Origin of the sequence: Hydrogenophaga sp. (assembly GCF_030651625.1) — a bacterium.
In the GTDB taxonomy this organism is placed as follows: Bacteria; Pseudomonadota; Gammaproteobacteria; order Burkholderiales; family Burkholderiaceae_C; genus Hydrogenophaga.
Genome location: NZ_JAUSCF010000006.1, coordinates 293,442 through 314,824, shown reverse-complemented (window position 1 = coordinate 314,824; position 21,383 = coordinate 293,442). Strand labels below are relative to the sequence as shown.

At 64.1% G+C, this 21,383-nt stretch carries 22 protein-coding genes; 15 read left to right on the top strand and 7 right to left on the bottom strand.

Translation table 11 applies throughout. From position 1 onward, the window contains the following. Nucleotides 1-345: 345 nt before the first annotated feature. Nucleotides 346-1,086, bottom strand: coding sequence for a 2OG-Fe dioxygenase family protein (locus Q7V46_RS03045; protein ID WP_304912015.1), 741 nt, complete (start codon nt 1,084-1,086; stop codon nt 346-348). Nucleotides 1,087-1,242: 156 nt separating this feature from the next. Here Q7V46_RS03045 and Q7V46_RS03040 point away from each other — a divergent pair, with 156 nt between their 5' ends. Genes Q7V46_RS03040 through Q7V46_RS03030 form a run of 3 tightly spaced genes read left to right on the top strand, consistent with a single transcriptional unit; the run spans nt 1,243 to nt 3,597 of the window. Continuing rightward, entirely contained in the window at nt 1,243-1,677 is a 435-nt protein-coding gene (locus Q7V46_RS03040) for a hemerythrin (protein ID WP_304912014.1), read from the top strand. A 38-nt stretch (nt 1,678-1,715) separates the two neighbouring features. Further along, a complete protein-coding gene (locus tag Q7V46_RS03035; RefSeq protein WP_304912013.1) occupies nt 1,716-2,588 on the top strand; it encodes a DUF2189 domain-containing protein in 873 nt (290 codons plus the stop codon). Nucleotides 2,589-2,634: 46 nt separating this feature from the next. Then, nucleotides 2,635-3,597: a Na/Pi cotransporter family protein gene (locus Q7V46_RS03030; RefSeq protein WP_304912012.1), complete on the top strand. Its 963-nt coding sequence runs from the start codon at nt 2,635-2,637 to the stop codon at nt 3,595-3,597. 45 nt (nt 3,598-3,642) lie between these two features. Here Q7V46_RS03030 and Q7V46_RS03025 read toward each other — a convergent pair whose 3' ends face one another. From Q7V46_RS03025 to Q7V46_RS03015, 3 genes are read right to left on the bottom strand one after another with little or no spacing between them, the layout of a single operon-like run. Further along, complete coding sequence (locus Q7V46_RS03025) at nt 3,643-4,641, bottom strand: MDR family oxidoreductase (protein WP_304912011.1); 999 nt, start codon at nt 4,639-4,641, stop codon at nt 3,643-3,645. A 59-nt stretch (nt 4,642-4,700) separates the two neighbouring features. Next, nucleotides 4,701-4,949: a hypothetical protein gene (locus Q7V46_RS03020; protein WP_304912010.1), complete on the bottom strand. Its 249-nt coding sequence runs from the start codon at nt 4,947-4,949 to the stop codon at nt 4,701-4,703. Between the two features lie 40 nt (nt 4,950-4,989). Beyond that, entirely contained in the window at nt 4,990-6,735 is a 1,746-nt protein-coding gene (locus Q7V46_RS03015) for a long-chain fatty acid--CoA ligase (protein ID WP_304912009.1), read from the bottom strand. 351 nt (nt 6,736-7,086) lie between these two features. On the opposite strand from Q7V46_RS03015, the gene Q7V46_RS03010 reads away from it, so the two are divergent. From Q7V46_RS03010 to Q7V46_RS02990, 5 genes are all read left to right on the top strand, one after another. Next, nucleotides 7,087-8,115, top strand: a complete 1,029-nt coding sequence (locus Q7V46_RS03010; protein WP_304912008.1) for an amino acid ABC transporter substrate-binding protein — start codon at nt 7,087-7,089, stop codon at nt 8,113-8,115. 92 nt (nt 8,116-8,207) lie between these two features. Next, nucleotides 8,208-9,386, top strand: coding sequence for an amino acid ABC transporter permease (locus Q7V46_RS03005; RefSeq protein WP_304912007.1), 1,179 nt, complete (start codon nt 8,208-8,210; stop codon nt 9,384-9,386). Between the two features lie 4 nt (nt 9,387-9,390). Next, nucleotides 9,391-10,494: an amino acid ABC transporter permease gene (locus Q7V46_RS03000; protein WP_304912006.1), complete on the top strand. Its 1,104-nt coding sequence runs from the start codon at nt 9,391-9,393 to the stop codon at nt 10,492-10,494. Nucleotides 10,495-10,639: 145 nt separating this feature from the next. Then, nucleotides 10,640-11,383: an amino acid ABC transporter ATP-binding protein gene (locus Q7V46_RS02995; RefSeq protein ID WP_304912005.1), complete on the top strand. Its 744-nt coding sequence runs from the start codon at nt 10,640-10,642 to the stop codon at nt 11,381-11,383. A 374-nt stretch (nt 11,384-11,757) separates the two neighbouring features. After that, on the top strand, nt 11,758-12,837 hold the full coding sequence (locus tag Q7V46_RS02990) for a glycerophosphodiester phosphodiesterase (protein WP_304912004.1): 1,080 nt from the start codon (nt 11,758-11,760) through the stop codon (nt 12,835-12,837). A 224-nt stretch (nt 12,838-13,061) separates the two neighbouring features. Here Q7V46_RS02990 and Q7V46_RS02985 read toward each other — a convergent pair whose 3' ends face one another. Next, on the bottom strand, nt 13,062-13,691 hold the full coding sequence (locus Q7V46_RS02985) for an NAD(P)H-dependent oxidoreductase (protein WP_304912003.1): 630 nt from the start codon (nt 13,689-13,691) through the stop codon (nt 13,062-13,064). A gap of 107 nt (nt 13,692-13,798) precedes the next feature. Continuing rightward, a complete protein-coding gene (locus Q7V46_RS02980) occupies nt 13,799-14,698 on the bottom strand; it encodes a LysR family transcriptional regulator (protein ID WP_304912002.1) in 900 nt (299 codons plus the stop codon). A gap of 87 nt (nt 14,699-14,785) precedes the next feature. On the opposite strand from Q7V46_RS02980, the gene Q7V46_RS02975 reads away from it, so the two are divergent. Next, entirely contained in the window at nt 14,786-15,796 is a 1,011-nt protein-coding gene (locus tag Q7V46_RS02975) for a sodium-dependent bicarbonate transport family permease (RefSeq protein ID WP_304912001.1), read from the top strand. Nucleotides 15,797-15,852: 56 nt separating this feature from the next. Here Q7V46_RS02975 and Q7V46_RS02970 read toward each other — a convergent pair whose 3' ends face one another. Next, on the bottom strand, nt 15,853-16,239 hold the full coding sequence (locus Q7V46_RS02970) for a MerR family transcriptional regulator (RefSeq protein WP_304912000.1): 387 nt from the start codon (nt 16,237-16,239) through the stop codon (nt 15,853-15,855). Nucleotides 16,240-16,395: 156 nt separating this feature from the next. On the opposite strand from Q7V46_RS02970, the gene Q7V46_RS02965 reads away from it, so the two are divergent. The 6 genes from Q7V46_RS02965 (at nt 16,396) to Q7V46_RS02940 (ending at nt 21,281) form a co-directional block, all read left to right on the top strand. Continuing rightward, nucleotides 16,396-16,791 (top strand): hypothetical protein, encoded by a 396-nt coding sequence (locus Q7V46_RS02965; protein ID WP_304911999.1) that lies wholly within the window; start codon nt 16,396-16,398, stop codon nt 16,789-16,791. A 169-nt stretch (nt 16,792-16,960) separates the two neighbouring features. Further along, on the top strand, nt 16,961-18,313 hold the full coding sequence (locus Q7V46_RS02960; RefSeq protein ID WP_304911998.1) for a hypothetical protein: 1,353 nt from the start codon (nt 16,961-16,963) through the stop codon (nt 18,311-18,313). Between the two features lie 135 nt (nt 18,314-18,448). Further along, nucleotides 18,449-19,852 carry a multicopper oxidase family protein gene (locus tag Q7V46_RS02955; RefSeq protein ID WP_304911997.1) on the top strand — a complete coding sequence of 468 codons (1,404 nt, stop codon included), beginning with the start codon at nt 18,449-18,451 and terminating at the stop codon, nt 19,850-19,852. Nucleotides 19,853-19,869: 17 nt separating this feature from the next. Next, nucleotides 19,870-20,382 carry a cupredoxin family protein gene (locus Q7V46_RS02950; protein WP_304911996.1) on the top strand — a complete coding sequence of 171 codons (513 nt, stop codon included), beginning with the start codon at nt 19,870-19,872 and terminating at the stop codon, nt 20,380-20,382. A 21-nt stretch (nt 20,383-20,403) separates the two neighbouring features. Continuing rightward, nucleotides 20,404-20,874 carry a DUF411 domain-containing protein gene (locus Q7V46_RS02945; protein ID WP_304911995.1) on the top strand — a complete coding sequence of 157 codons (471 nt, stop codon included), beginning with the start codon at nt 20,404-20,406 and terminating at the stop codon, nt 20,872-20,874. Nucleotides 20,875-20,924: 50 nt separating this feature from the next. Next, on the top strand, nt 20,925-21,281 hold the full coding sequence (locus Q7V46_RS02940) for a copper-binding protein (protein WP_304911994.1): 357 nt from the start codon (nt 20,925-20,927) through the stop codon (nt 21,279-21,281). Nucleotides 21,282-21,383: the final 102 nt, after the last annotated feature.

Sequence of the window (21,383 nt, the reverse complement as noted above, 5' to 3'; positions counted from 1 at the left end):
CGGCTCGCCTTTCTTTGGCCTACGTTTGGTGTTTGCGTAACTTTGCTTCGCAAAGTGAGCAAACCCCGCGCGGTACGCGCCTTTGGCGAACAAAGAAAACCCGCTACGGGGGTTTCATCAAAGGCAGGTTGCCTGCCGGGGCGAGACCCGGCCAAACCAAGCTTCCAGGGAAAAAGGCCAATGGGGGAGAGGCCCCACCCAGCCCTCCCCCAGCGGGGGAGGGAGCGAACGCACGCTCGTCTGGAGAAAAGTTCTATCCGGAACCCGCCTTCCGCGCTTCCCTGATTGAGTGCATACAGCAACCTATAAAGGGATTGGCGCCGTAGGCAACGCGGATGTTCTTCTCTACCCTGCCTGAAACCCGTCTGAACGGTAAGTCAGCACCAGCGTATCTCGCCAGCCCATGCTGCCAACCTCCAGCGGCTGAATCGGCGTGCTCTCATGGATCACCCGAGCGTCATCCAATAGCAGCAGCGACCAGGGCTCACGCAACGTGAAGCGCTGGCCGCTGGGGCCGTTGGCCTCGAACACGCGGCTTTCACCGCCCTTGATCAGATGACGGTTCACCATGAAAACGGCCACCAGATCCACGCCGTCGCGGTGCGCGCCTTCGGGCGTGGGGCGGCCAATGCCGTCGGTGGTGTCGATGCGAAACGGGTGCGCCTCCACAAACCAGGTGCGCGCGCCACGCAGGGCGGCGGCCGCGTCGCCCAGGCGCACCAGCAATCGCCTCCACAGGGGCAGCGCCACCACCTCTGCAGGCATGGGTTCAAACCAGCGCTGCATGCCACCATGCAAGGCGTTGTATTCCAGCGGCTGCCAGTGTGCGCGGTGCGGCACCTGTTCGGCCAGGCCGTCGTTCACTGTGAAACAGCTGTGCCGGCGCCGCCGGTAGCGGCCGCCATCCTTGAGGTACTCATCCGGTGGCAGGTCGTCCCACGCCTGGTGCAGGCGGTCCAGATCAGCGTTGGACGCGCCCAGCCAGGTCCTGACATCGTCTGCACTGAGGAGCGCAAACCCGTGTGCAAGAAGCATGCTGTCCCTCTGGGACAAGGGCACATAAGGGGGTTGGAATTCGCTGGTCATGGGCGCCCAGTTTAGCGACCCCACAGGCGGCAGTCAGGGAAAACACCAATCATTGAAGCAGCCTGACTGCGCACTTCCTGCGCTGGATCAAATTCGCGATGGGGAGGCACTGTCAAGCTGTCGGCAACACCCCTGCCAACCCCGCACGAGGACAAGATGGAAACAGTCGAATGGTCGGAGGCCTTGCAGCTCGACTTTGCCCCGATGGACACCGCGCACCACACATTCGTGGACCTCCTCGCACAAGCCCAGACTGCGACCGACGAAGCACTTCCAACGGCGTGGGCCGCCTTGCTGGTGCACATGGAGAAACAATTTGGTGAGGAAGACCAATGGATGCGTGAGACCCATTTCGCGTCTGCCGGCAACCACCTGCTGCAGCATCACGTGGTGCTCAATCTGTTGCGCGAAGGGGCGGCCATGGCGCGCCGCGGGCAACTGGCGCCTGTGCGGGAAATGGCTGGCGAACTGGCTGGCTGGTTCTTCAAGCACACCCAGTCGATGGATGCCGCGCTGGCCTTGCACATGCGGCGCCAGGCAATGCCCAAGCTCCGCCAGCGGGATGGGGTAAACCATGGGAAACCGGACTGAGGGCAACGTTATATATTTGGTCAGACAGGAGACTCCTCATGACCGATGCCGTTGAAGCCGAACCCCCGCAGGCGTCGGACACACCGACCGAAGAAATCAGTGAAAGTGCCAGGCTGCTCGCTCGCCGTGAGGCAGAGCGGCAGCGCACACCGTCGGTGTTTTCGCTGCCCCTGGCCAGTCTGAGCTTTGCCGATCCGTTCAAGTGGCTCCGCCTGGGCTGGGCCGATTTCAAACGCTGCCCGCGCATCGGGCTGTTTTACGGCCTGTGTTTTTTTGTGATGGGTCATGCGCTGCTGGCGGTCTTCCAGAACGCGCCAGCCTACGTGCTCGCCTTGAGCGCAGGCTTTCTGCTGATGGGCCCCTTCCTCTGCCTGGGTCTGTACGACGCCAGCAAGGCGATGCAGACGGCGTCGCACCGACCTTCCCTGAAGGCTTCTCTGCTGGCATGGCGCCCCACCCAGGGCACCATGGGTATCTTCGCAGGCGTGTTGCTGATCCTGGAGCTGCTGTGGGGCCGCGCCTCGCTGGTGGTGTTTGCGGTCACATTCAACACCATGCCATCGACCGAGAAACTGCTGCCTCAACTCATCAACCCGGACAACCTCGGGTTTCTGATCACCTACACATTGGTGGGCGGCCTGTTCGCAGGGCTGATCTTCGTCACCAGCGTGATATCGATTCCCATGATCATGGACCGCCGGGTCGACGCCATTTCCGCCGGGCTGACCAGCATCCGCGCCTGCCTGCAAAACCCGGGCGTGATGTTGCTCTGGGGCGCACTGATCACGGCGCTGGTGGTGCTGGCCATGCTGCCGCTGTTCCTGGGCCTGTTTGTGATCGGGCCGGTGATCGGGCACGCTACCTGGCACGCCTACCGCCACATCGTGCCACCCGCCGCCGCTGCGTCCTGACTGTGAGCGGCCGGTCCTGGTCGGCCTTGGGTATGCTCGCCCCACCATGAACCTGCCCTACAGCCAATTCCAGTACGCGGTGCTGATGCTCAGCGCCTTGCTGCTTTTCCTCTACGGTCTGGAGCACTTCAGCAAGGAACTGCAGACCATCGGCCGCGATCGACTGCCGCGGTGGCTCGGGCTGGCCACTCGCTACAGGCTGGGTGGCTTCGCTCTCGGTGCCGGTGTCACGGCGGCGGTACAGTCCAGCAGCGCAGTGAGCGCGCTGGTGGTGGCGCTGGTCAATGCAGGCACGCTGAGCTTCGCTGGCAGTCTGGCGGTGCTGCTGGGTGCCAAGGTGGGTACCACCTCCACGGCCTGGCTGGTGTCGTACGAGCTCACGCACATCGGCCCCTACCTGATCGTGCTCGGGGGCTTGCTCACCATGCTTCCGTTCTCGATTCGGGTTGCGGGACGGGCCATTTTCTATTTCGGTTTCATCTTTTTCGCGCTTGACCTTGTCAGCAGCTCCCTGGAGCCGCTGCGTCAGGCACCCTGGATGCTGGACTTGCTCGCACGCGCTCAGGCCCCTTTGCTGGGCGTGCTTCTGGGCGTGGTGATGACGGTGCTGCTGCAGTCGAGCAGTGTCGTCAGCGGGCTGGCGATCGTGCTGGTTCAGCAGGGCGTTCTGGAACCCATGGCCGCGGTGGCCGTGGTGGTGGGTGCCTCGCTGGGCACCACCGCCACCGGCCTGATCGCCAGCATTCCAATGGACCGCTTTGCGCGCCGCACCGCGCAGATGAACCTGGTGTTCAACGCGGTTGGCGTAGGGCTCATGCTGCCCTTCATCACGCCGTTTGGCGAATGGGCGGTGCGCACCGGCGGCAGCCCCGGGCAAGCCGTGGCCATCGCCAACCTGAGTTTCAACCTGGGGGTGGCGCTGTTGTTCCTGCCGTTCACAGGCTGGATGGGGCGGCGCTTTGCACCCCCCGGCGAGCCCACGCCATCTGCCGAGAACGCACCGGTCTGACAAGCCGGGGACGTGGTTTTGTGACCGACCGCCCCACAGCCTGCTTCAACGGTTCACGTCCACCACCAGCCGGCCGCGCACCTTGCCGGCCAGGATCTCACTGGCCGCATCGATGGCATCGGCCAAGCCAATTTCCCTGGAAAACGCTGCCAGTTTCTTGTGGCTGAGTTGAGCGGCGAGCTGACGCCATGCCGCCTCGCGCCGGGCCATGGGCGCCATCACGCTGTCAATGCCATAGAGTGTCACGCCGCGCAGGATGAAGGGCGCCACGCTGGCGGGCAGGTCCATCCCTTGCGCCAGACCACAGGCCGCCACCGCACCGCCGTAGCGTGTGCTGGCACACGCATTGGCCAGCGTATGGCTGCCCACCGAATCAACCACCCCGATCCACCGCTCTTTCTGCAGGGGCTTGCCGGGCTCACCAAGGGGTCCCCGGTCGATCACATCGGTCGCTCCCAGCCCCTTGAGGTAAGCGGCTTCTTCGGGCCGTCCGGTGGACGCCACGACGCTGTGACCCAGCTGGGCCAGCAAGGCAATCGCCACACTGCCCACGCCGCCGCTGGCACCCGTCACCAACACCTCGCCACTGCCTGGTGCAACACCTTCATCCGCCCAGTGCCGTTGCAGCGCCTGCACGCACAGCATGGCCGTGTAGCCAGCGGTACCGATGGCCATGGCGTCTCGCGCGCTGAAGGCCTTCGGCAGTGCCACCAGCCAGTCGCCCTTGACCCGGGCCATTTGTGCCAGGCCACCCCAGTGCGTTTCTCCCACGCCAAAGCCATTGAGCAACACCCGGTCACCGGTGGCCCAGCGCGGATGCTGGCTCTCAAGCACCGTCCCGGCAAAGTCGATCCCGGGGACCATGGGAAAGCTGCGCACCACCGATGATCGGCCGGTGATGGCCAGGCCATCCTTGTAGTTGATCGTGGAGCATTCAACCGCCACGGTCACATCACCCGTCGACGGAAGTTCGGACTCCTCAAGCTCGGTCACGGCGCAGCGGTAGCCGCTGGCGGGTTTGGTGATCAAAAGGGCTTTGAACATGAAGAATCCTTGGTTATTCGATGCGGGCAGGAAGCAGCAGGGGCTGGCAAAGTGGACGCTCAGCGCGCCTCCTGCTCCGGTCCTTCGCGCCACAGGCGCACGGCCAACCACCACCCGAGACCGGCGTTGATCAGGGCCAGCAGGCTCAGCAGCCAACGCAGTCCGTCGGCCGGCTGGGCCAGGTGAATGAACCAGACGATGACCGAGGACAGTAGGTTCAGTGCCACCATAGCCCAGAACAGGCCACGGCGAGGTTGCCAGATGCGGGAGACCGATTGCCATTCAAAATGCATGAGGCGAATGATCACATGGTTTCCACAGGCCCTGGGGAAGACAGACAGGCCAGGCTCAACGGGCCACGCCAGAAGCCGCCTTCCGGGACTCCTGCTCCTGCAGCAGGCGCCACATCACCTTGCCGCTGCCGCTCTTGGGCAAGGCGTCCACGAAAGAAACCGTGCGTGGGCACTTGTAGACCGCCATGTGTTCGCGGCACCAGTCCACGATGTCCTGCTCGGTGGTGTGCCCGCGCGCTGCGTCGCGCAGCACCACCACGGCCTTCACGCTTTCTCCCCGGTACTCGTCGTGCGTGGCGATCACGCAGGCCTCGGCGATGGCCGGATGGCGGAACATCAGCGTTTCCACTTCGGCTGGCCAGACCTTGAAACCGCTGGCGTTGATCATGCGTTTGAGGCGGTCGGTGATGAAGAAGTAGCCGTCCTCGTCGACACGGCCCAGGTCACCGGAGCGGAAGTAGCGCTGGCCCTCAAAGGTGACGAACGCGGCCTCGGTGGCCTCCGGGCGCTTCCAGTAGCCGGTAAACACCATGGGACCGCGAATGATGATCTCGCCCGCTTCGCCCACCGGCATTTCTTTCAGGGAGTCGGGGTCGACCACGCGCGCATCGACGCTCATGAACGGGATGCCCAGGCATTGCTGCTTGGGTGCGTCAGGCGGATTGTTGTGGGAGGGAGCCGCGGTTTCGGTCAGCCCGTAGCCTTCCGAATAGCGCAAGCCATACTGCTCGAACAGGCGCTGAGCGATGGCCTGCGGCATGGCCGCACCGCCACCGCCAATGACCTTGAGGCTCGACAGATCGAACTGCGCGAAGTTCGGACTGGCCAGAAGATCGATCACCATGGTGGGGATGTTGGCCCAGTGGGTCACGCGCCAGCGCGAAATCAGGCGACCCGCCAGTTCGCGGTCCCAGCGAGGCATGAGCACCAGTGTGGCGCCCGAATACACACCACTGTGCATGCCCACCACCATGCCGGTGATGTGAAACATGGGCACCACCAGCAGCCCAATGTTCTCGGCCGTGCCATTGCTCCACAAGCTGCCCGCCACCGCGTTGTGCATCACGCTGGCATGGGTGTGCATGCATCCCTTGGGCAGGCCGGTGGTACCGCTGGTGTAGGGCAACACCGACAGGTCCTCCGGCGTGCGGTCGTGCGCCGGCGCCGGGTCGGTACAGGCCAGCACATCGGCCCAGTCGACCACGGTGCCTCCTTGCAGCTCGGGTAGCGCATGGCGCTGCAGCAACCAGCTCATCCACGGCGACGGCACTTCGGCCTGCGGACCCATCGCGTCGTGGTAGTGCGCCACCACCATGTGCTTCAGGCGCTGCTCTTCGGGCAGTTCGGCATTGGCCTGCAGCAGCTCGGGCGCCAGATCTGCGGCAACCACGGCCACGCGCGCGTCGGGGTCGGTGATGTAGTGCTTGAGCTCCTCGGCCTTGTTCATCGGATTCACCGGCACGACCACGGCATTGGCACGCAGGATCGCGAAGTGCGCGACCACCCACTGCGGGCAGTTCTGCATCAGCAGGATCACCCGGTCACCTGCCCTGACGCCCTGGGCATGCAGGTGCGCGGCCATGCACTCGACCTGCTCGAACAGTTCGCGGTAGCTGACCACCCGATCGAAAAAGACCAGCGCGGCCTTTTCCGGGTAGCGCTGGGCGCTCACCAGCAGGTTGAACCACAGCGATGTGGCAGGCGAGGTCAGCTGATGCGGCAGGCGGGCGGGCCAGAAGCGGTGGTGCGGCCGCTCGGGCGCGCTGCCGGGCGCTGCACCGGCTGGTGTTGGGCTGGTCATGCGATGTCTCCTGTTGCCACTGTTTTGAAGTGAGGATACGTGGGCCTGCGCCCGACCAAAAATTCGGCTTGTCGCGCGCGGGACCCGATACCGAGTCCGCTCGATCGCCCGCGAGGCCCGTCGCTCACGTGCCTTGATGCATTGGCACGGAACCTGCAAGAGTTTCAAGCGGGGGCCGGCCAACAGCCGGCGCGATGGCGTCATGAATTATTTGCATGGACCAACCACGTAAACCCCGATGCTCGGCCCATTCGGCCGGGGATAAAGTCGCTTGGCGGCAATGTTACGCACATTTACGGTGCGTAACCGGGCCGACAGACCAACACCCAAACCACAAATTGGAGAGACCTGATGAAATTGAAAACCCTGAAACTGACCGCCTTGGGCCTGAGTGCAGCCGCCACCATGGTGAGCATGCCTGCCCACGCTGGCAAGGACCTGGACGCGATCAAATCGCGCGGCACCCTGGTCTGTGGAGTCAGTACCGGTCTGGCAGGCTTCTCGGCCGCCGACAGCCAGGGCAAATGGAGCGGGCTTGATGTGGACGTGTGCCGTTCGGTGGCCGCCGCCGTGCTGGGCGACGCCGAAAAGGTGCGCTATGTGCCCCTGAACGCGGCGCAGCGCTTCACCGCTCTGCAGTCCGGCGAAGTGGACCTGCTGCCCCGCAACACCACCTGGACCCTGACCCGCGACGCCACACTGGGCCTGCACTTCACCGGTGTGAACTTCTACGACGGCCAGGGCTTCATGGTGCCCAAGAGCCTGAACGTGAAAAGTGCCAAAGACCTCAAGGGCGCCACGGTCTGCGTGCAGTCCGGCACCACCACCGAGCTCAACCTGAGCGACTACTCGCGTGCCAACAACCTGAACCTGCGCCCTGTGGTGTTCGCTGAACTGGCCGCCACCAACGCCGCCTACTTCGCCGGCCGTTGCCAGGCCTACACCACGGACGCATCGGGCCTGGCCTCGATCCGTTCCAAGGAAGCCGCCAAGCCGGACGATCACATGATCCTGCCCGAACTGATCTCCAAGGAACCCCTTGGTCCGGCCGTGCGCCGCGGCGACGACGAGTTCTTTGCGATCGTGAAGTGGGTCGGCTACGCGCTGCTGGAAGCCGAAGAACTGGGCATCACCGCAGCCAATGCTGACCAGATGCGCAAGGACAGCAAGAACCCCAACGTGCTGCGCCTGCTGGGTGGTGGCACCGAAGACACCGGCAAGTTGCTGGGTCTGGACAAGGAATGGGCTTTGCGCGCCGTCAAGGCCGTGGGCAACTACGGTGAGTCCTACGAGCGCAACATCACCCCGATCGGTCTGCCACGCGGCGTCAACGCGCTGTGGAACAAGGGTGGCCTGATGTACCCGATGCCCGCTCGCTGATCGCGTAGCTTGGGTGGACAACGCCGGCTTGGATTTCCTGCCGGCGTTGTTGTATCTGGGGTTCCTTCCCCCGCCTCCTCCAGGAGATCTTCTTGAATTCCTCCATCAAACCTCCACGACCGCCCTGGTCGTGGCGCAGCCGCGCCGCGCGCGGCCTCATTTACCAGACCATTGCCCTGGTGCTGATCGGCCTGGGTGTCTGGTTCCTGGCCCACAACACCCAGGAAAACATGCGCATTCGCGGTATCCAGAGCGGATTTGACTTCCTGGGTGCCTCTGCCGGATTCGACATCGGCGAAACCATGGTCGCCTACCACCCGAGCGAGTCCTACGGCAAAGCCATCTGGGTCGGTGTGCTCAACACGCTGCGGGTCGCCGTGATCGGCATCATCCTGACCACCATCCTGGGCGTGCTGCTGGGGGTGGGGCGCTTCTCGCGCAATGGCCTGGTGCGAGGCATCTGCTATGGCTATGTGGAGCTGTTCCGCAATGTGCCCATCCTGCTGCAGATGCTCATGTGGTACCTGTTTTTTGTGGAGGTGCTGCCGCCACCAGGCGATGCCTGGAACGTGGCCGACCTGTTCTACCTCAGCAAGGACGGCTTCGCTTTCCCCCGCCCCATGCAGGGCACGGGCTACCTGGTGATGCTCGCCGGCCTGGTCGCTGGCGTGGTGCTCTCGTGGGTCTGGCGCCGCTGGGCCCTGAAAGAGTTCGAAAAGACCGGGCGCCTGCGCAATCCCGGCTGGCCCACCGTGGGCATCATTGTCGGCTGTACCTTCCTGGGCTGGCTGGGCGGTGGCATGCCCACCGAATGGGCCATACCGGAAGCAGGTCGCTTCATGATCGAAGGCGGCGGCAGTGTCTCGCCCGAATTCATGGCGGTGCTGATCAGCCTCACGTTCTACACCGCCGCTTTCGTGGCCGAAGTGGTGCGTGGTGGCATCCAGTCGGTGAGTCTGGGACAGAAGGAAGCCTCCGCCGCACTGGGACTGGCCCCACGCCAGACCATGAACCTGGTGGTGTTGCCACAGGCCATGCGCGTGATCATTCCACCCCTGACCAACCAGTACCTCAACCTCACCAAGAACTCGTCGCTGGCGGTGGCGGTGGGTTATCCCGATGTGGTGTCCATCGCCAACACCACGCTGAACCAGTCCGGGCGCGCGGTGGAGTGCATCGCGATCATCATGCTGGTGTACCTGACCACCTCCCTGTCCACGTCGCTGTTCATGAATTGGTACAACGACCGCATGGCCATCAAGGAAAGGTAATCCAATGCCCAACACCTTCGTGCCCATTCCCGCGCGACCCTCCCCGGTGCGCACCAGCGGTCTCGTGCCCTGGATCCGCACCAACATGTTCGGCGACTGGCGCAGCAGCACCACCTCGCTGTTCCTGATTGGTCTGGCGCTGTACATACTGCCCAACTTCTTCAGCTGGGGCATCTGGAACGCCGTTTTCGCCACCGACGCCCAGGCCTGCCAGGCCGTGCGCGGCACCGGTGCCTGCTGGGGCGTGGTGGCCGAGAAGTACCGCATCATCCTGCTCGGCCGTTACCCTTTTGACGAGCAATGGCGACCGGTCGTGGCCACGAGCCTGATGGTGGTCGGCCTGATCGTGAGCTGCATCCGTGTGTTCTGGAAGCCCTGGCTGGCGATCATGTGGGTGGCCATCATGGCCGTCTTCTTCATCCTCATGGGTGGCGGCGTGCTGGGTCTGAGCCCCGTGCGCACCGACCTCTGGGGCGGCCTGCCACTGACGGTCCTGCTGGCCACGGTGTCGATCTTCCTGGCGTTTCCGCTGGCCATTGCGGTGGCGCTGGGGCGGCGCAGCAACCTGCCGGCGATCCGCTCGGCCTGCATCGTCTACATCGAGCTCATCCGTGGCGTGCCGCTGATCTCGGTGCTGTTCATGGCCTCGTTCATGTTCCCGCTGTTCATGCCGCAGGGCGTGACCATCGACGTGCTGGTGCGGGTGATCGTGGGCATCACGCTGTTCGCGGCCGCCTACATGGCCGAGATCATTCGGGGCGGCCTGCAGGCCATCCCGAAGGGTCAGCTGGAAGCCGCCGACACGCTGGGCCTGAGCTACTGGCAGACCCAACGCAAGATCGTGCTGCCGCAGGCCCTGGCCATGGTGGTGCCCAGTGTGATGAACAACTTCATCTCCATCTTCAAGGACACCTCGCTGGTGACCATCGTCTCGATGTACGAGCTCACCGGCGCACTGTCGCTGGCACTCAACTCGGACGTGCACTGGCGGCCATTCAAGATCGAGGCCTACCTGTTCATCACGCTGGTCTATTTCATCTTCTGTTTTGCCATGTCCCGCTACAGCCTGTGGGTCGAGAAGCAACTTTCTGCAAGCAAAGCCAGGTGATGGAGCCCACCCCCGTTTCTCGCTCACTGCGTGTAGCTCGAATCCCCCCTCAAGGGGGCGGCACCCTGTGGCCCGGCGAAGCCGGTTCCACGGTGCCCCTTGATTCGGCTTCTTCGCTCACATGACCCATGACAAGGAAATTCCTGTGACTGAACCCATCATCCGATTTGACAAGGTCAACAAGTGGTACGGCAACGACTTCCACGTGCTCAAGGACATTGACCTGGACGTGGCCAAGGGCGAGCGCATCGTCATTTGCGGTCCGTCCGGCTCTGGCAAGTCCACGCTGATCCGGTGCATCAACCGCCTGGAAGAGCATCAGCAGGGTCATCTGATCGTGGACGGCACCGAGCTCACCGACGACATCAAAGCCATTGACCAGGTCCGCAAGGAAGTGGGCATGGTGTTCCAGCAGTTCAACCTGTTCCCGCACCTGACCGTGCTGGAAAACCTCACGCTCTCCCCCATGTGGGTGGGCAAGATGCCGAAGAAGGAGGCGGAAGAAAAGGCCATGCTGCAGCTGGAGCGCGTTCGCATCGCCGAACAGGCCGGCAAGTACCCACTGCAGCTCTCCGGAGGTCAGCAGCAGCGCGTGGCCATTGCGCGCGCACTGTGCCTTACGCCCAAGATCATGCTGTTCGACGAGCCCACCTCGGCGCTCGACCCGGAGATGATCAAGGAAGTGCTGGACGTGATGATTGAACTGGCCAACCAGGGCATCACCATGATCTGCGTGACCCACGAAATGGGATTTGCCAAGGCCGTGGCCGACCGCGTGATCTTCATGGACCAGGGGCAGATCGTGGAGCAGAACACGCCCCACGATTTTTTCAACAATCCGCAGAACGAACGCAGCCGGGACTTCCTGTCCAAGATCCTCGGGCACTAGAGGAACACCCCCCTGCGCTGGATTCGGCTCTCCCCCCTGCGCCGCTGACGCGGCCTCCCCCCTCCGTTGCGCGCCTTCGGCGCTTCGAGGGGGGACGCACCTAGTGGCCCGGCAAAGCCGGTTCCACGGGTGCCCTGGACTAAGGCATTTCGCTCCAGATAGGCTTCTTCGGTACGGCCCCTGTGCCGCCGCCGACTTGGAGGGGAATAGCCCCTTGGCGCCTCTGAATTGAAAGCACGTTGCTCCTCGTGCAATTGTGCTGGAGCGACCCGAATCAGAAACCTCTTATTACATGTGTATCGCTTGGTGCGGTACCGACTTGTAGGGGTCACGTGGCGCTGCCACAATGCGCGAAATTTCTGCAAGGACTGCGAATGACTTCCCAACCGCCTTTTGCCGTTCAACGCCTCACCTGGCTGCGCTGGAGTTGCACCACCGCTGTCGGCCTGTCGTTGTGGTGCGCCGGCGCGGCGCTGGCGTTCGATGCCCAAGGCCACCGTGGCGCGCGAGGTCTGGCGCCTGAGAACACGATCGGTGGGTTTGAACAGGCGCTGGCCATCGGTGTGAGCACGCTGGAATTCGATGTGGTGCTCAGCGCCGAAGGTGTCCCGGTGGTCTCGCACGACACCGCACCCAACCCCGACATCACGCGCGACGCCAGCGGCCAGTGGCTGAAGTCGCGGGGCCGGTCATTCAACACCCTGAAACTGGACGAAATCGCGACGCTCGATGTGGGCCGCATCAATCCCGGCAGCCGCTATGCACACGACTTTCCCAGCCAGGTACCCATCGACGGTGAACGCATTCCCACGTTGGCCGCTGTGTTTGAGCGCGTCAAGGCGCTAAAGGCAAAACACACGCGCTTCAACATCGAGCTCAAGCTGAACCCCAATCGACCCACCGAATCGCCTGAACCGGCCGAATTCGTGCGCGCTGTGCTCGAAGTCATCCAGCGGCATGGCATGGCATCGCGCACCACGATTCAGAGCTTCGACTGGCGGGTGCTCCATGAAGTGCACCGGGTTGCACCTGACATGCCGCTGTCCCACCTTTCTGCGCAACGCCCGCGCTTTGATACCCTGAGGACAGGCGACTGGACGCGCGGGCTCAAGCTTGCCCACTTTGAAGACGCCCCGTCGATGGTGGCCGCCGCCGGCGGGGAGCTGTGGTCGCCCCAATACCAGGATCTGAGCCAGCCGGTGCTGGCGAAAGCTCGTGAACTGAACCTACGCGTGATTCCGTGGACCGTCAACGAGATCCCCGACATGGGGCGCCTGATCGACTGGGGCGTGGACGGCATCATCACCGACTACCCTGATCGCTTGCGCTCCGTCATGCTGCGCAGGGGCATGGCCTTGCCTCCCGTGGTGGACGTTCCCGTCAACAAGCAGGCCGAAGCCATCCAACCGGTCCGCGAGCCAGTTCCGTTTGGTGTTGCCCCTGACCTGCGCTGAACTGCAACGTCCCGAGCAAACCTGAGCTCAGAGGGTTTGCTTGGCCGGTTCAGCGGACGGTCCATCCCATGCGCTGCCCTCCATGTCGATATCGGCATGGCGCGCACCGCCCCCTGAGCCCCTGTCCGCCGAAACCTGCTGTTGCATGCATGGCGGAAAACCGTGTGTACAGGCGTTATGGTCTGTTCGCCAAATGTGTGGCTCCTGCAATCCGCGAGGCGTGATCAACGGCACCACACAGCCGACAGAGGCCACCACCGCCCGCAAGCGGACACACCCTGCCGCTCGCCCAGTCTGCGCGCCTGCGCCTGCCAGTCGGCCTTGCGCGCATCCGACGCACCCAGCACCGGACCCATGCTGTGCACCCGCACCGGTCCGACACCGCAAAAATCCAGAATGGCGCGCTTCATCTGTACATGGGCGGGCATGCGGGTCACCCACCGGTAGTACCAGGGCGGTGAATCCATGGTCACGAGCAATTCAGCGGTGCGTCCTGCCAAAAGCCGATCCCACGCGCGGCTGCCCTTGCGGTAGCGGAATGCAAAACCCGGCAGGAACACGCGGTCGATGAAGCCCTTGAGCAAAGCCGGCATGCCCCCCCACCACACCGGGTACACCCACACCAGATGCTCGGCCCACAGGATGTCCCGCTGTGCCTGTTGCAGGTCGGGCTCCAGCAACTGTTCTTCCCGGTAGCCTGCCGCCAGCAACGGGCTGAACTGCAGTTCGCCCAACGCCAGCATGCGCACGTCGGCACCTCCGTCCCGTGCACCGTCGGCATAGGCACGGGCGATGCGCGCACACAGACTGTTCGCAGCCGGGTGCCCCAGCACCACGAGCACTTTTTTTGCCATCCATCATCTCCAGAAGAAAGAAAGACGGCAGTGTGGGTCTGCCCCGCGGGACAGAGTCAAGGCATGGTCGCGGCCTGGACGCTTTGGATCAGCCCACATCAGCGGATTTATCGGGTCCATTTGCCAGACTGGGCGATCAGGTGCTCCATGAACACCCTGGCCACGGGCGAGGCTTGTTTGCCCTTCTGGCGGACCACGTGCCAGTGGGATTCAATGGGAAATCCCGCAACATTGAGGACCGACACGCCGTGCTCATGGGCCAGACCATGCAGGGCGTGGCTGGAGATGACGGACACGCCCAGGTTCCCGGCCACGGCTTCCTTGATGGCTTCGTTGCTGCCCAGTTCAAGGCGGAGGTTCGGCTTGAACCGGAAGCGCTTGAAGTGGGCGTCCACCGCCATGCGGGTACCCGATCCACGCTCACGCAAGATAAAGCGCAAAGAGCTCAGATCGGCCAGCTCAAGTTGGCGCCGCCTGGCCAAGGGATGCGCGTTCGCAGCAATCACCACCAGCGGATTCGGCATCACCACCTGATCCTCGAGGTCGATGTCGGTGGGCGGCGTCGACATGATGTAGAGGTCGTCCTGGTTGTCTCGCAGCCGTTGAACAACCCCGTCGCGGTTCAAGACCTCCAGTGAAATGTCGATCTCAGGGTACTGTGCACAAAAAGTGCCGAGCAGGCGCGGCACGAAGTACTTCGCGGTGCTCACAACAGCCACCCTCAGTTGGCCGCGCGTCAGGCCCTTGGTCGCGTCGATCCGCTGTTCGAATGCGGCCCAATCGTCCGCAATGGAGCGCGCGGTTCTGGCGAGGTCCCTGCCCGCCTCGGTGAGATGCACGCGCCTGGAAATCACCTCATAGAGCGGCACCCCCACCGATTCGGACACCTCCCTCAACTGCATGGACGCCGTGGGTTGGGTCACGTGACACGCTCGCGCCGCTCGGCTGACGCTACCGGTGTCTGCCAGCGCGAGAAAGAGTCGAAGCTGTCGAAAGGTGATATTCATAGACTTTTATCTATTTATTCATATCTAAAAATCGATTTTACTTAATGTATTTAGCTCCATAGCATGGGCGCCAGAAGGACAAACCCCATGCAAAACCTGCTCGATCCCGCGATTCTCTTTTTCCTCTTTGGCGTGCTGGCCGGCGCGCTCAAATCCAATCTCGAAATTCCGCCACCGATCGCGAAGTTCTTGTCGCTCTACCTGTTGATGGCCCTGGGTCTGAAGGGTGGGTTTGCGCTGGCGCAGTCCGGCTTCAGCCCCTCTGTGATGGTGAGCCTGGCGGCAGCGATGTTGATGGCTTTCATCGTGCCTGCACTGGGTTACCAGTTGCTGAAGAACCGTGTGTCGCGCTTTGATGCAGCGGCGATCGCGGGGTCCTACGGTTCGGTGAGCGCCGTGACATTCGTGACTGCCATGCAATACCTGGAAGCCAGCCACATGAGCCCGGGCGGCCACATGGCCGTGGCGCTGGTGGTCATGGAGTCGCCAGCCATCGTCATGGCTGTGCTGCTGGCCAACATGCTGCGGCACACGCAACAAAACGCCGTTTCGCTCTCACCGTCTGGCGGCGCGGTCGTTGCCACAATGGGCGGGTCCAGCAGCACCCCACCCCTGGGCAAAATTCTTCACGAATCGTTCACCGACGGCGCGCACCTGCTGCTGCTCGGTGCCATGGCCATCGGTTATCTCAGTGGCGATGCCGGCAGTGCCGTGATGGCACCTTTCTCAAACGATCTCTTCAAAGGCATGCTGGCGTTCTTTCTGCTCGACATGGGACTCATGGTGGCGAGGAATTTCGGCTCTGTGCGCGGCCAGTCGCCTGCACTGATCGCCTACGCCAGCCTGGGGCCGCTGGTGCACGCATCGATCGCGCTGGCGCTGGCTGTGCTGCTGCAACTGCCTGCAGCCGATGCCGCCTTGTTGATGGTGCTCTCGGCCAGCGCTTCCTACATCGTCGTGCCCGCTGTGTTGCGCTATGCCATCCCGGAAGCGAACCCCTCGATCTACTTCGGCCTTTCGCTGGGCATCACGTTCCCACTGAACATTCTGTTCGGTATTCCGCTGTATGCCTTCGCCGCAGCGCAGGTTCTGGGTTGATGTGACGCTCGGCGCTGCAAGGCAAGACAGGTTCAACCTCTGGCGGCATCGTCCCGCTAAAGGGTCAACGCGTCACAAGACGGCAACAAAGGCGCACCCACCGCGTCGCATTTGCGCAGCGTCGCTTCCAGCTCCGCGATCTGCTCGGCCACCTGCTGCAGTTGCAGCAACTCCTTCGCCACGGTTGCACGGCGCGTTTCCAGCAAGGCGGCCATGCGCGACCATCCCTTTGGCGTGTGCATTTGCGCCAATCCATCCAGCTGAACCAGGCGAAAGCCCAGCGCCTGTGCCTTGCGAATCAGCTGCACCCGGGCCACGTCTTCATCGCCATACTGCCGGTAGCTGCCCTGACGTGTCACAGCACCCATCAGACCGCGAGCCTCGTACAAACGAATGGCCTTGGGCGTGGTGCCCGTCAAACGGGCCAGTTCTCCGATGCGCAAAACCTGTCTCCTTCAGTGATCTGGCCACATTGTCGGTCTGGCGGCAGCATTTTTCCCACGGCCAGTGGCTTCCCTACTGCCATGATCTCCCTCTGACAGCTGGGGCCAATGTGCCCCAACGGGAACCAAAGCACCAGCGCCGTATCATTCATCACCATGCGTCGCCTGCTGCTCGTCTTCATGATCGCCCTCCTGCCACTGCGTGGCCTGGTGGGTGACGCCATGGCGGTTGCCATGACCACGATGCCGACACATGAGCATGTACAAGCTGCGACCCAGGGCATGCCCGGCCCCGATCACCTGGCCACTGCGGCGCCCGCGCACGAAGGCACCCACGGCACATCGCCGCACCATGCGGCGCATGGCGACCACAGCCCTGCCGACACCCCGGAGCACCAGCACGCGGTTTGCGACCTGTGCAACGGGCCGGCCATGACACGTGCCGTGCCGCCAGAATTGCAGCTACCGCTTGAACACCGCTTGCTGGTGCCGCCCGTCGAGCACTTCGCCAGTTCGGAACCCCACAGAGGCATCAAGCCACCCATTTCCTGAGCACACACACCCGAAGTGCGTCCGCCGCTCACTGATCTGGGCTTGAGGCGGGCGCTGTTCAGTGCTCCTGGAGATGCTCATGACCTGTTTTTTGCGGCGTTCGCCGCCCAACGCGCCTCTCGTCGACCCTGTCCGTCGATGGCGCCCTCCTCACCTACTGCCCGCGCTGATGGTTGCGCTGATGGCAGCCGGGGCCAGCCCCGCCTGGGGCCAGACGTCCCCGGTTCCGGGCCTGCTGGCCGCTGATCCAACCGCCACCGTTCCAGCCCCGCCCACTCTGACCCTGCCCACGCCGGGCAGCCCGCAGCCAGTGGAAGCGCCGGCTGACATACAGCAGGCGCGCGAGATATGGCGCCGCGCCAACGAACGGGTGGCCGAGTTCCCTCGAGGCCACATCGACCTGCTGCGTTGGGAGGCCGCCAACCCGGATCGGGTGCGCCCCACCCCTTTGCCCACCAATGCCAACGCTGGCTCTCTGGGCGTAGGTGAAGCGCTGCGCATGTCGCTGCGGCATCGCCCCGACCTGTACACCCGCACAGGCATGAACGCGCTGGCGCGCGCCGAGGTGCAGGTGGCCTTCGCCCAGCACCGGCGTGCGCTCGAAAGAGCCTGGATCGACGCGGTCGCAGCGCGACAGGCCGCGCGGCATGCGAGCGAAGTGCTGGACGCCACCCAGGTGGGCAGCGAACTGGGTCGCCGCATGGTTCAGGCCGGCAACTGGAGCCACGCCAAACTCATGCGCGAACAACTGACCGAAGCCAGCGCCTGGCAGGCCGCGGCCAATGCCCAGATCGCCTCCCTGCAAGCGCGTGAAAAACTCGCCGGCCTGATGGGCCTGTGGGATGCGGCCTCGGTAGCCGAGTTGGACCAGCGACTGCCCGACAGCCTGCCCGCTCTGCCCGTGAACGCGCTGCCCGGCCCCGGTCTGGCCGAGGCCGACATCGAGAGCGCAGTGCTGCGCAGCCACCCGACGCTGGAACAGGCCTTGCAAGACGCCCAGCGGCGCTTTGCGGGGCTGAGCGGCGGCCGTTGGGATGCCTGGGTCAAGGCGTCCGAAGCCGCCCTGCAAGCCATGCCTGAACAGGCTGGCGCGGGCCTTGCCACCGCGCCCCATCTGGACGATCTCGCCCTGTTGCGCGACCACCCCCTGGATGGCGCGGTACAGGCCCAGGCCAAATTGCTGAACAAGGCTGCACAGCGCCGATCGATGGCGCGAGAGTCCTGGGCACAGGTGCGGTTGCGCCATGCCAGCGCCCGGCAGGCGCAAGACGTGGTGAGCAAGCTGCAGACTGCGCTGGAACAGGAAACCCTGCTGCGCTACAACGGCATGCTGCAAAGCAGCTGGGACCTGCTGGCCAGCGCCCGCGAGCGCATCGGGTCGCTCGACACGGCCCTGCAGGCGCGGCGCGACTTCTGGCGTGCGCACAGCGACTGGCAGGCCCTGCTGGCCGGTGCCGACTACACCGGCCCCGATGCCCCGACTGCCACCGGCGCGGGCGCGGCTTCGGCGGGAGGACATTGACATGGACCCACCACGCAACGTCGAGACCGTCCGCAACTCCATGAATCACTCCATTGAAACAGCCCCCACGCTTACCTCGTTCGCTGCTCCCCGAGCGCATGCGTCAGCGCTTTCGGGCGGCGGGGCATCACTGACATGAACCACACATTCAACCGAAGACATTTTTTCGCCGGTGCCGCCGCCACCGCCGTGGTCGCCACCAGCGTGAGCCGCGTGGCGCTGGCGGCCATTCCCGAAGCGGTGCAGCAGACCTCGGCCGATACCGCCGGCCCCTGGACACCACCCGGCGTGACCGGCGCTGGCCGGCCCTACAACCCGGTGGTCACGCTCAACGGCTGGACCACGCCCTGGCGCATGAACAACGGTGTGAAGGAGTTCCACCTGGTGGCCGAGCCGGTGGTGCGCGAAATGGCACCCGGTTTCCTCGTCAACATGTGGGGCTACAACGGGCAGAGCCCCGGACCCACCATCGAGGTGGTCGAAGGCGACAAGGTGCGCATCTATGTGACCAACCGCCTGCCCGAGCACACCACCATCCACTGGCACGGCCAGCGCCTGCCCAACGGCATGGACGGCGTGGGCGGTGTCAACCAGCCCGCCATCCCGCCAGGCAAGACCTTCGTCTACGAGTTCGAGGCCAAGCGCCCCGGCACCTTCATGTACCACCCGCACGCCGACGAGATGGTGCAGATGGCCATGGGCATGATGGGCTTCTGGGTCACCCATCCGCGCCAGAAGCACCCGTTGATCGAAGACGTGCAGCGGGACTACTGTTTCCTCCTCAATGCCTTCGATGTGGAACCCGGCAGCATGACGCCCCAGATCAACACCATGCTGGACTTCAACATCTGGAGTTTCAACAGTCGCGTGTTCCCGGCCATTTCGCCGCTGGTGGCCAGGCTGGGCGAGCGCGTGCGCGTGCGCGTGGGCAACCTCACCATGACCAACCACCCGATCCACATTCACGGCATCGAATTCGAGGTGAGTGGCACCGACGGCGGCCCCACGCCCAAAGGCTCGCGCTGGCCCGAGGTCACCACCGACGTGGCGGTGGGTCAGATGCGGCAGCTGGAGTTCATCGCCGACGAACCTGGCGACTGGGCCATGCACTGCCACAAGAGCCACCACACCATGGGCGCCATGGGTCACAGCGTACCCACCATGATCGGTGTGGACCACAGCGGTCTGGTCGCGCCCCTGCAGCGCGCGGTGCCCGACTACATGGTGATGGGCGAGCGCGGCATGGCCGACATGGGGGAGATGGAAATGGAACTGCCCGCCAACACCTTCCCCATGATGACCGGTACCGGCCCCTACGGCCCCATTGAAATGGGCGGCATGTTCACCATGCTGAAGGTGCGTGCCGACCAGAAGCCCGGCGACTACACCGACCCGGGCTGGTACCCCATGCCACCCGGCACGCAGGCCCGCCTGGTCGACACCGGCGACGCACCTGCGGCCAGCCGACCCGCCGCAACAGTCCAGCCCGCCAACGCCACCGCCCGCAAACCCCAGGCCGGCACCGGTCACAACCATTGAATCCATAGGAAAACCGCATGAAGCACACCCCCAGCCGCCGCCAGTTCCAGCTCAGCCTGCTCGCCCTGCCCTGGGCGCTCGGCTCCACGCTTGCCCATGCCCACGGTGAGGCACACGGCAAGCCCGCCGGGCCGGTCGTGAAGGAGCAGAAACCGTGGGGCATCGCCGCCGAACCGCGCCAGGCCCAGCGCACCGTTCAGATCCTCATGACCGACGACATGAAGCTCAGCCCCAGCCACCTGAACGTGCGAGAGGGCGAGACCCTGCGCCTGCGGGCGGTCAACAAGGGCAAGGTCATGCACGAGATCGTCATCGGCACCTCGGCCGAACTGGCCGAACACGCCGAGATGATGAAAAAATTCCCCAACATGGAACACGAAGAACCCTACATGGCCCATGTGCCGCCCGGCAAGCAGGGCGACATCGTCTGGACCTTCAACCGACCGGGCGATTTTGAATTTGCCTGCCTGATCGCCGGCCATTTCGAAGCTGGCATGCGCGGCACCATCCGTGTCGCACCCAAGACCTGAATACCCACCTAGGAGCTCCTCATGCAAAGACGCACCCTGCTCACCGCTGCCCTCAGCCTGCCGCTGCTGGGCACCCGCGCACTGGCCCAGAATTCACCCACCGCGCTGCCCGTGCTGCAGGTCTGGAAAGACCCGAACTGCGGCTGCTGTGGCGACTGGGTGACCTACCTGGAGGCCGATGGTTTCCAGGTCCAGGTGTTTGACACCGGCAACACCGCCGTGCGCAAGCGCCTGGGCCTGCCCGACAAATACGGCTCCTGCCACACCGCCCTGATCGGTGGCTACGTGATCGAGGGCCATGTGAACGCCCGCGAAATTCGCCGTTTGCTGACCGAGAAGCCGCAGGCCATCGGCCTGTCGGTGCCCGGCATGCCGGTGGGCAGCCCGGGCATGGACGGCGCCGTCTACGGCGACCGCCGCGATCCCTACGACGTGGTGCTGGTGCTCAAGGACGGCAGCAGCCGCGTTTACCAGTCCTACTTCCGCAGTTGAGTGGCCACGGCCACGACTTGCATCTTCACATCAGAACAGGAACCCCCACCATGACCCGACCACACCGTACCGTGCACCTGGCGACCGCCCTGCTGCTCTCCACCTTCGCGCTGCCCGGCATGAGCCAGACCGGCGGCCACGCCGGTCACCACGCAGCGCCACCTGCCGCATCTGCCGATGCCCTGCCCATGGCCGAGGCCGAAGTGCGGCGTGTCGACACCGCTGGCGGCAAGATCTCGCTCAGGCACGGCGAAATCAAGAACCTGGACATGCCCCCCATGACCATGGTGTTCCAGGTCAGTGACCCGGCGCTGCTGGAAAAAGTGAAGGCGGGCGACAAGGTCCGTTTCACTGCCACGCAGGTGAACGGGGCCTACACCGTCATGAGTATCGAACCGGCGCCCTGACTTCCGTGTGTGCTGACCACTGCGCCGCTGGAGGCATGGGAAAATTTCAGGGGTGAGGTGCACCGATCCTTCCTGATTGACATGGATCGGTATTGAACGGGA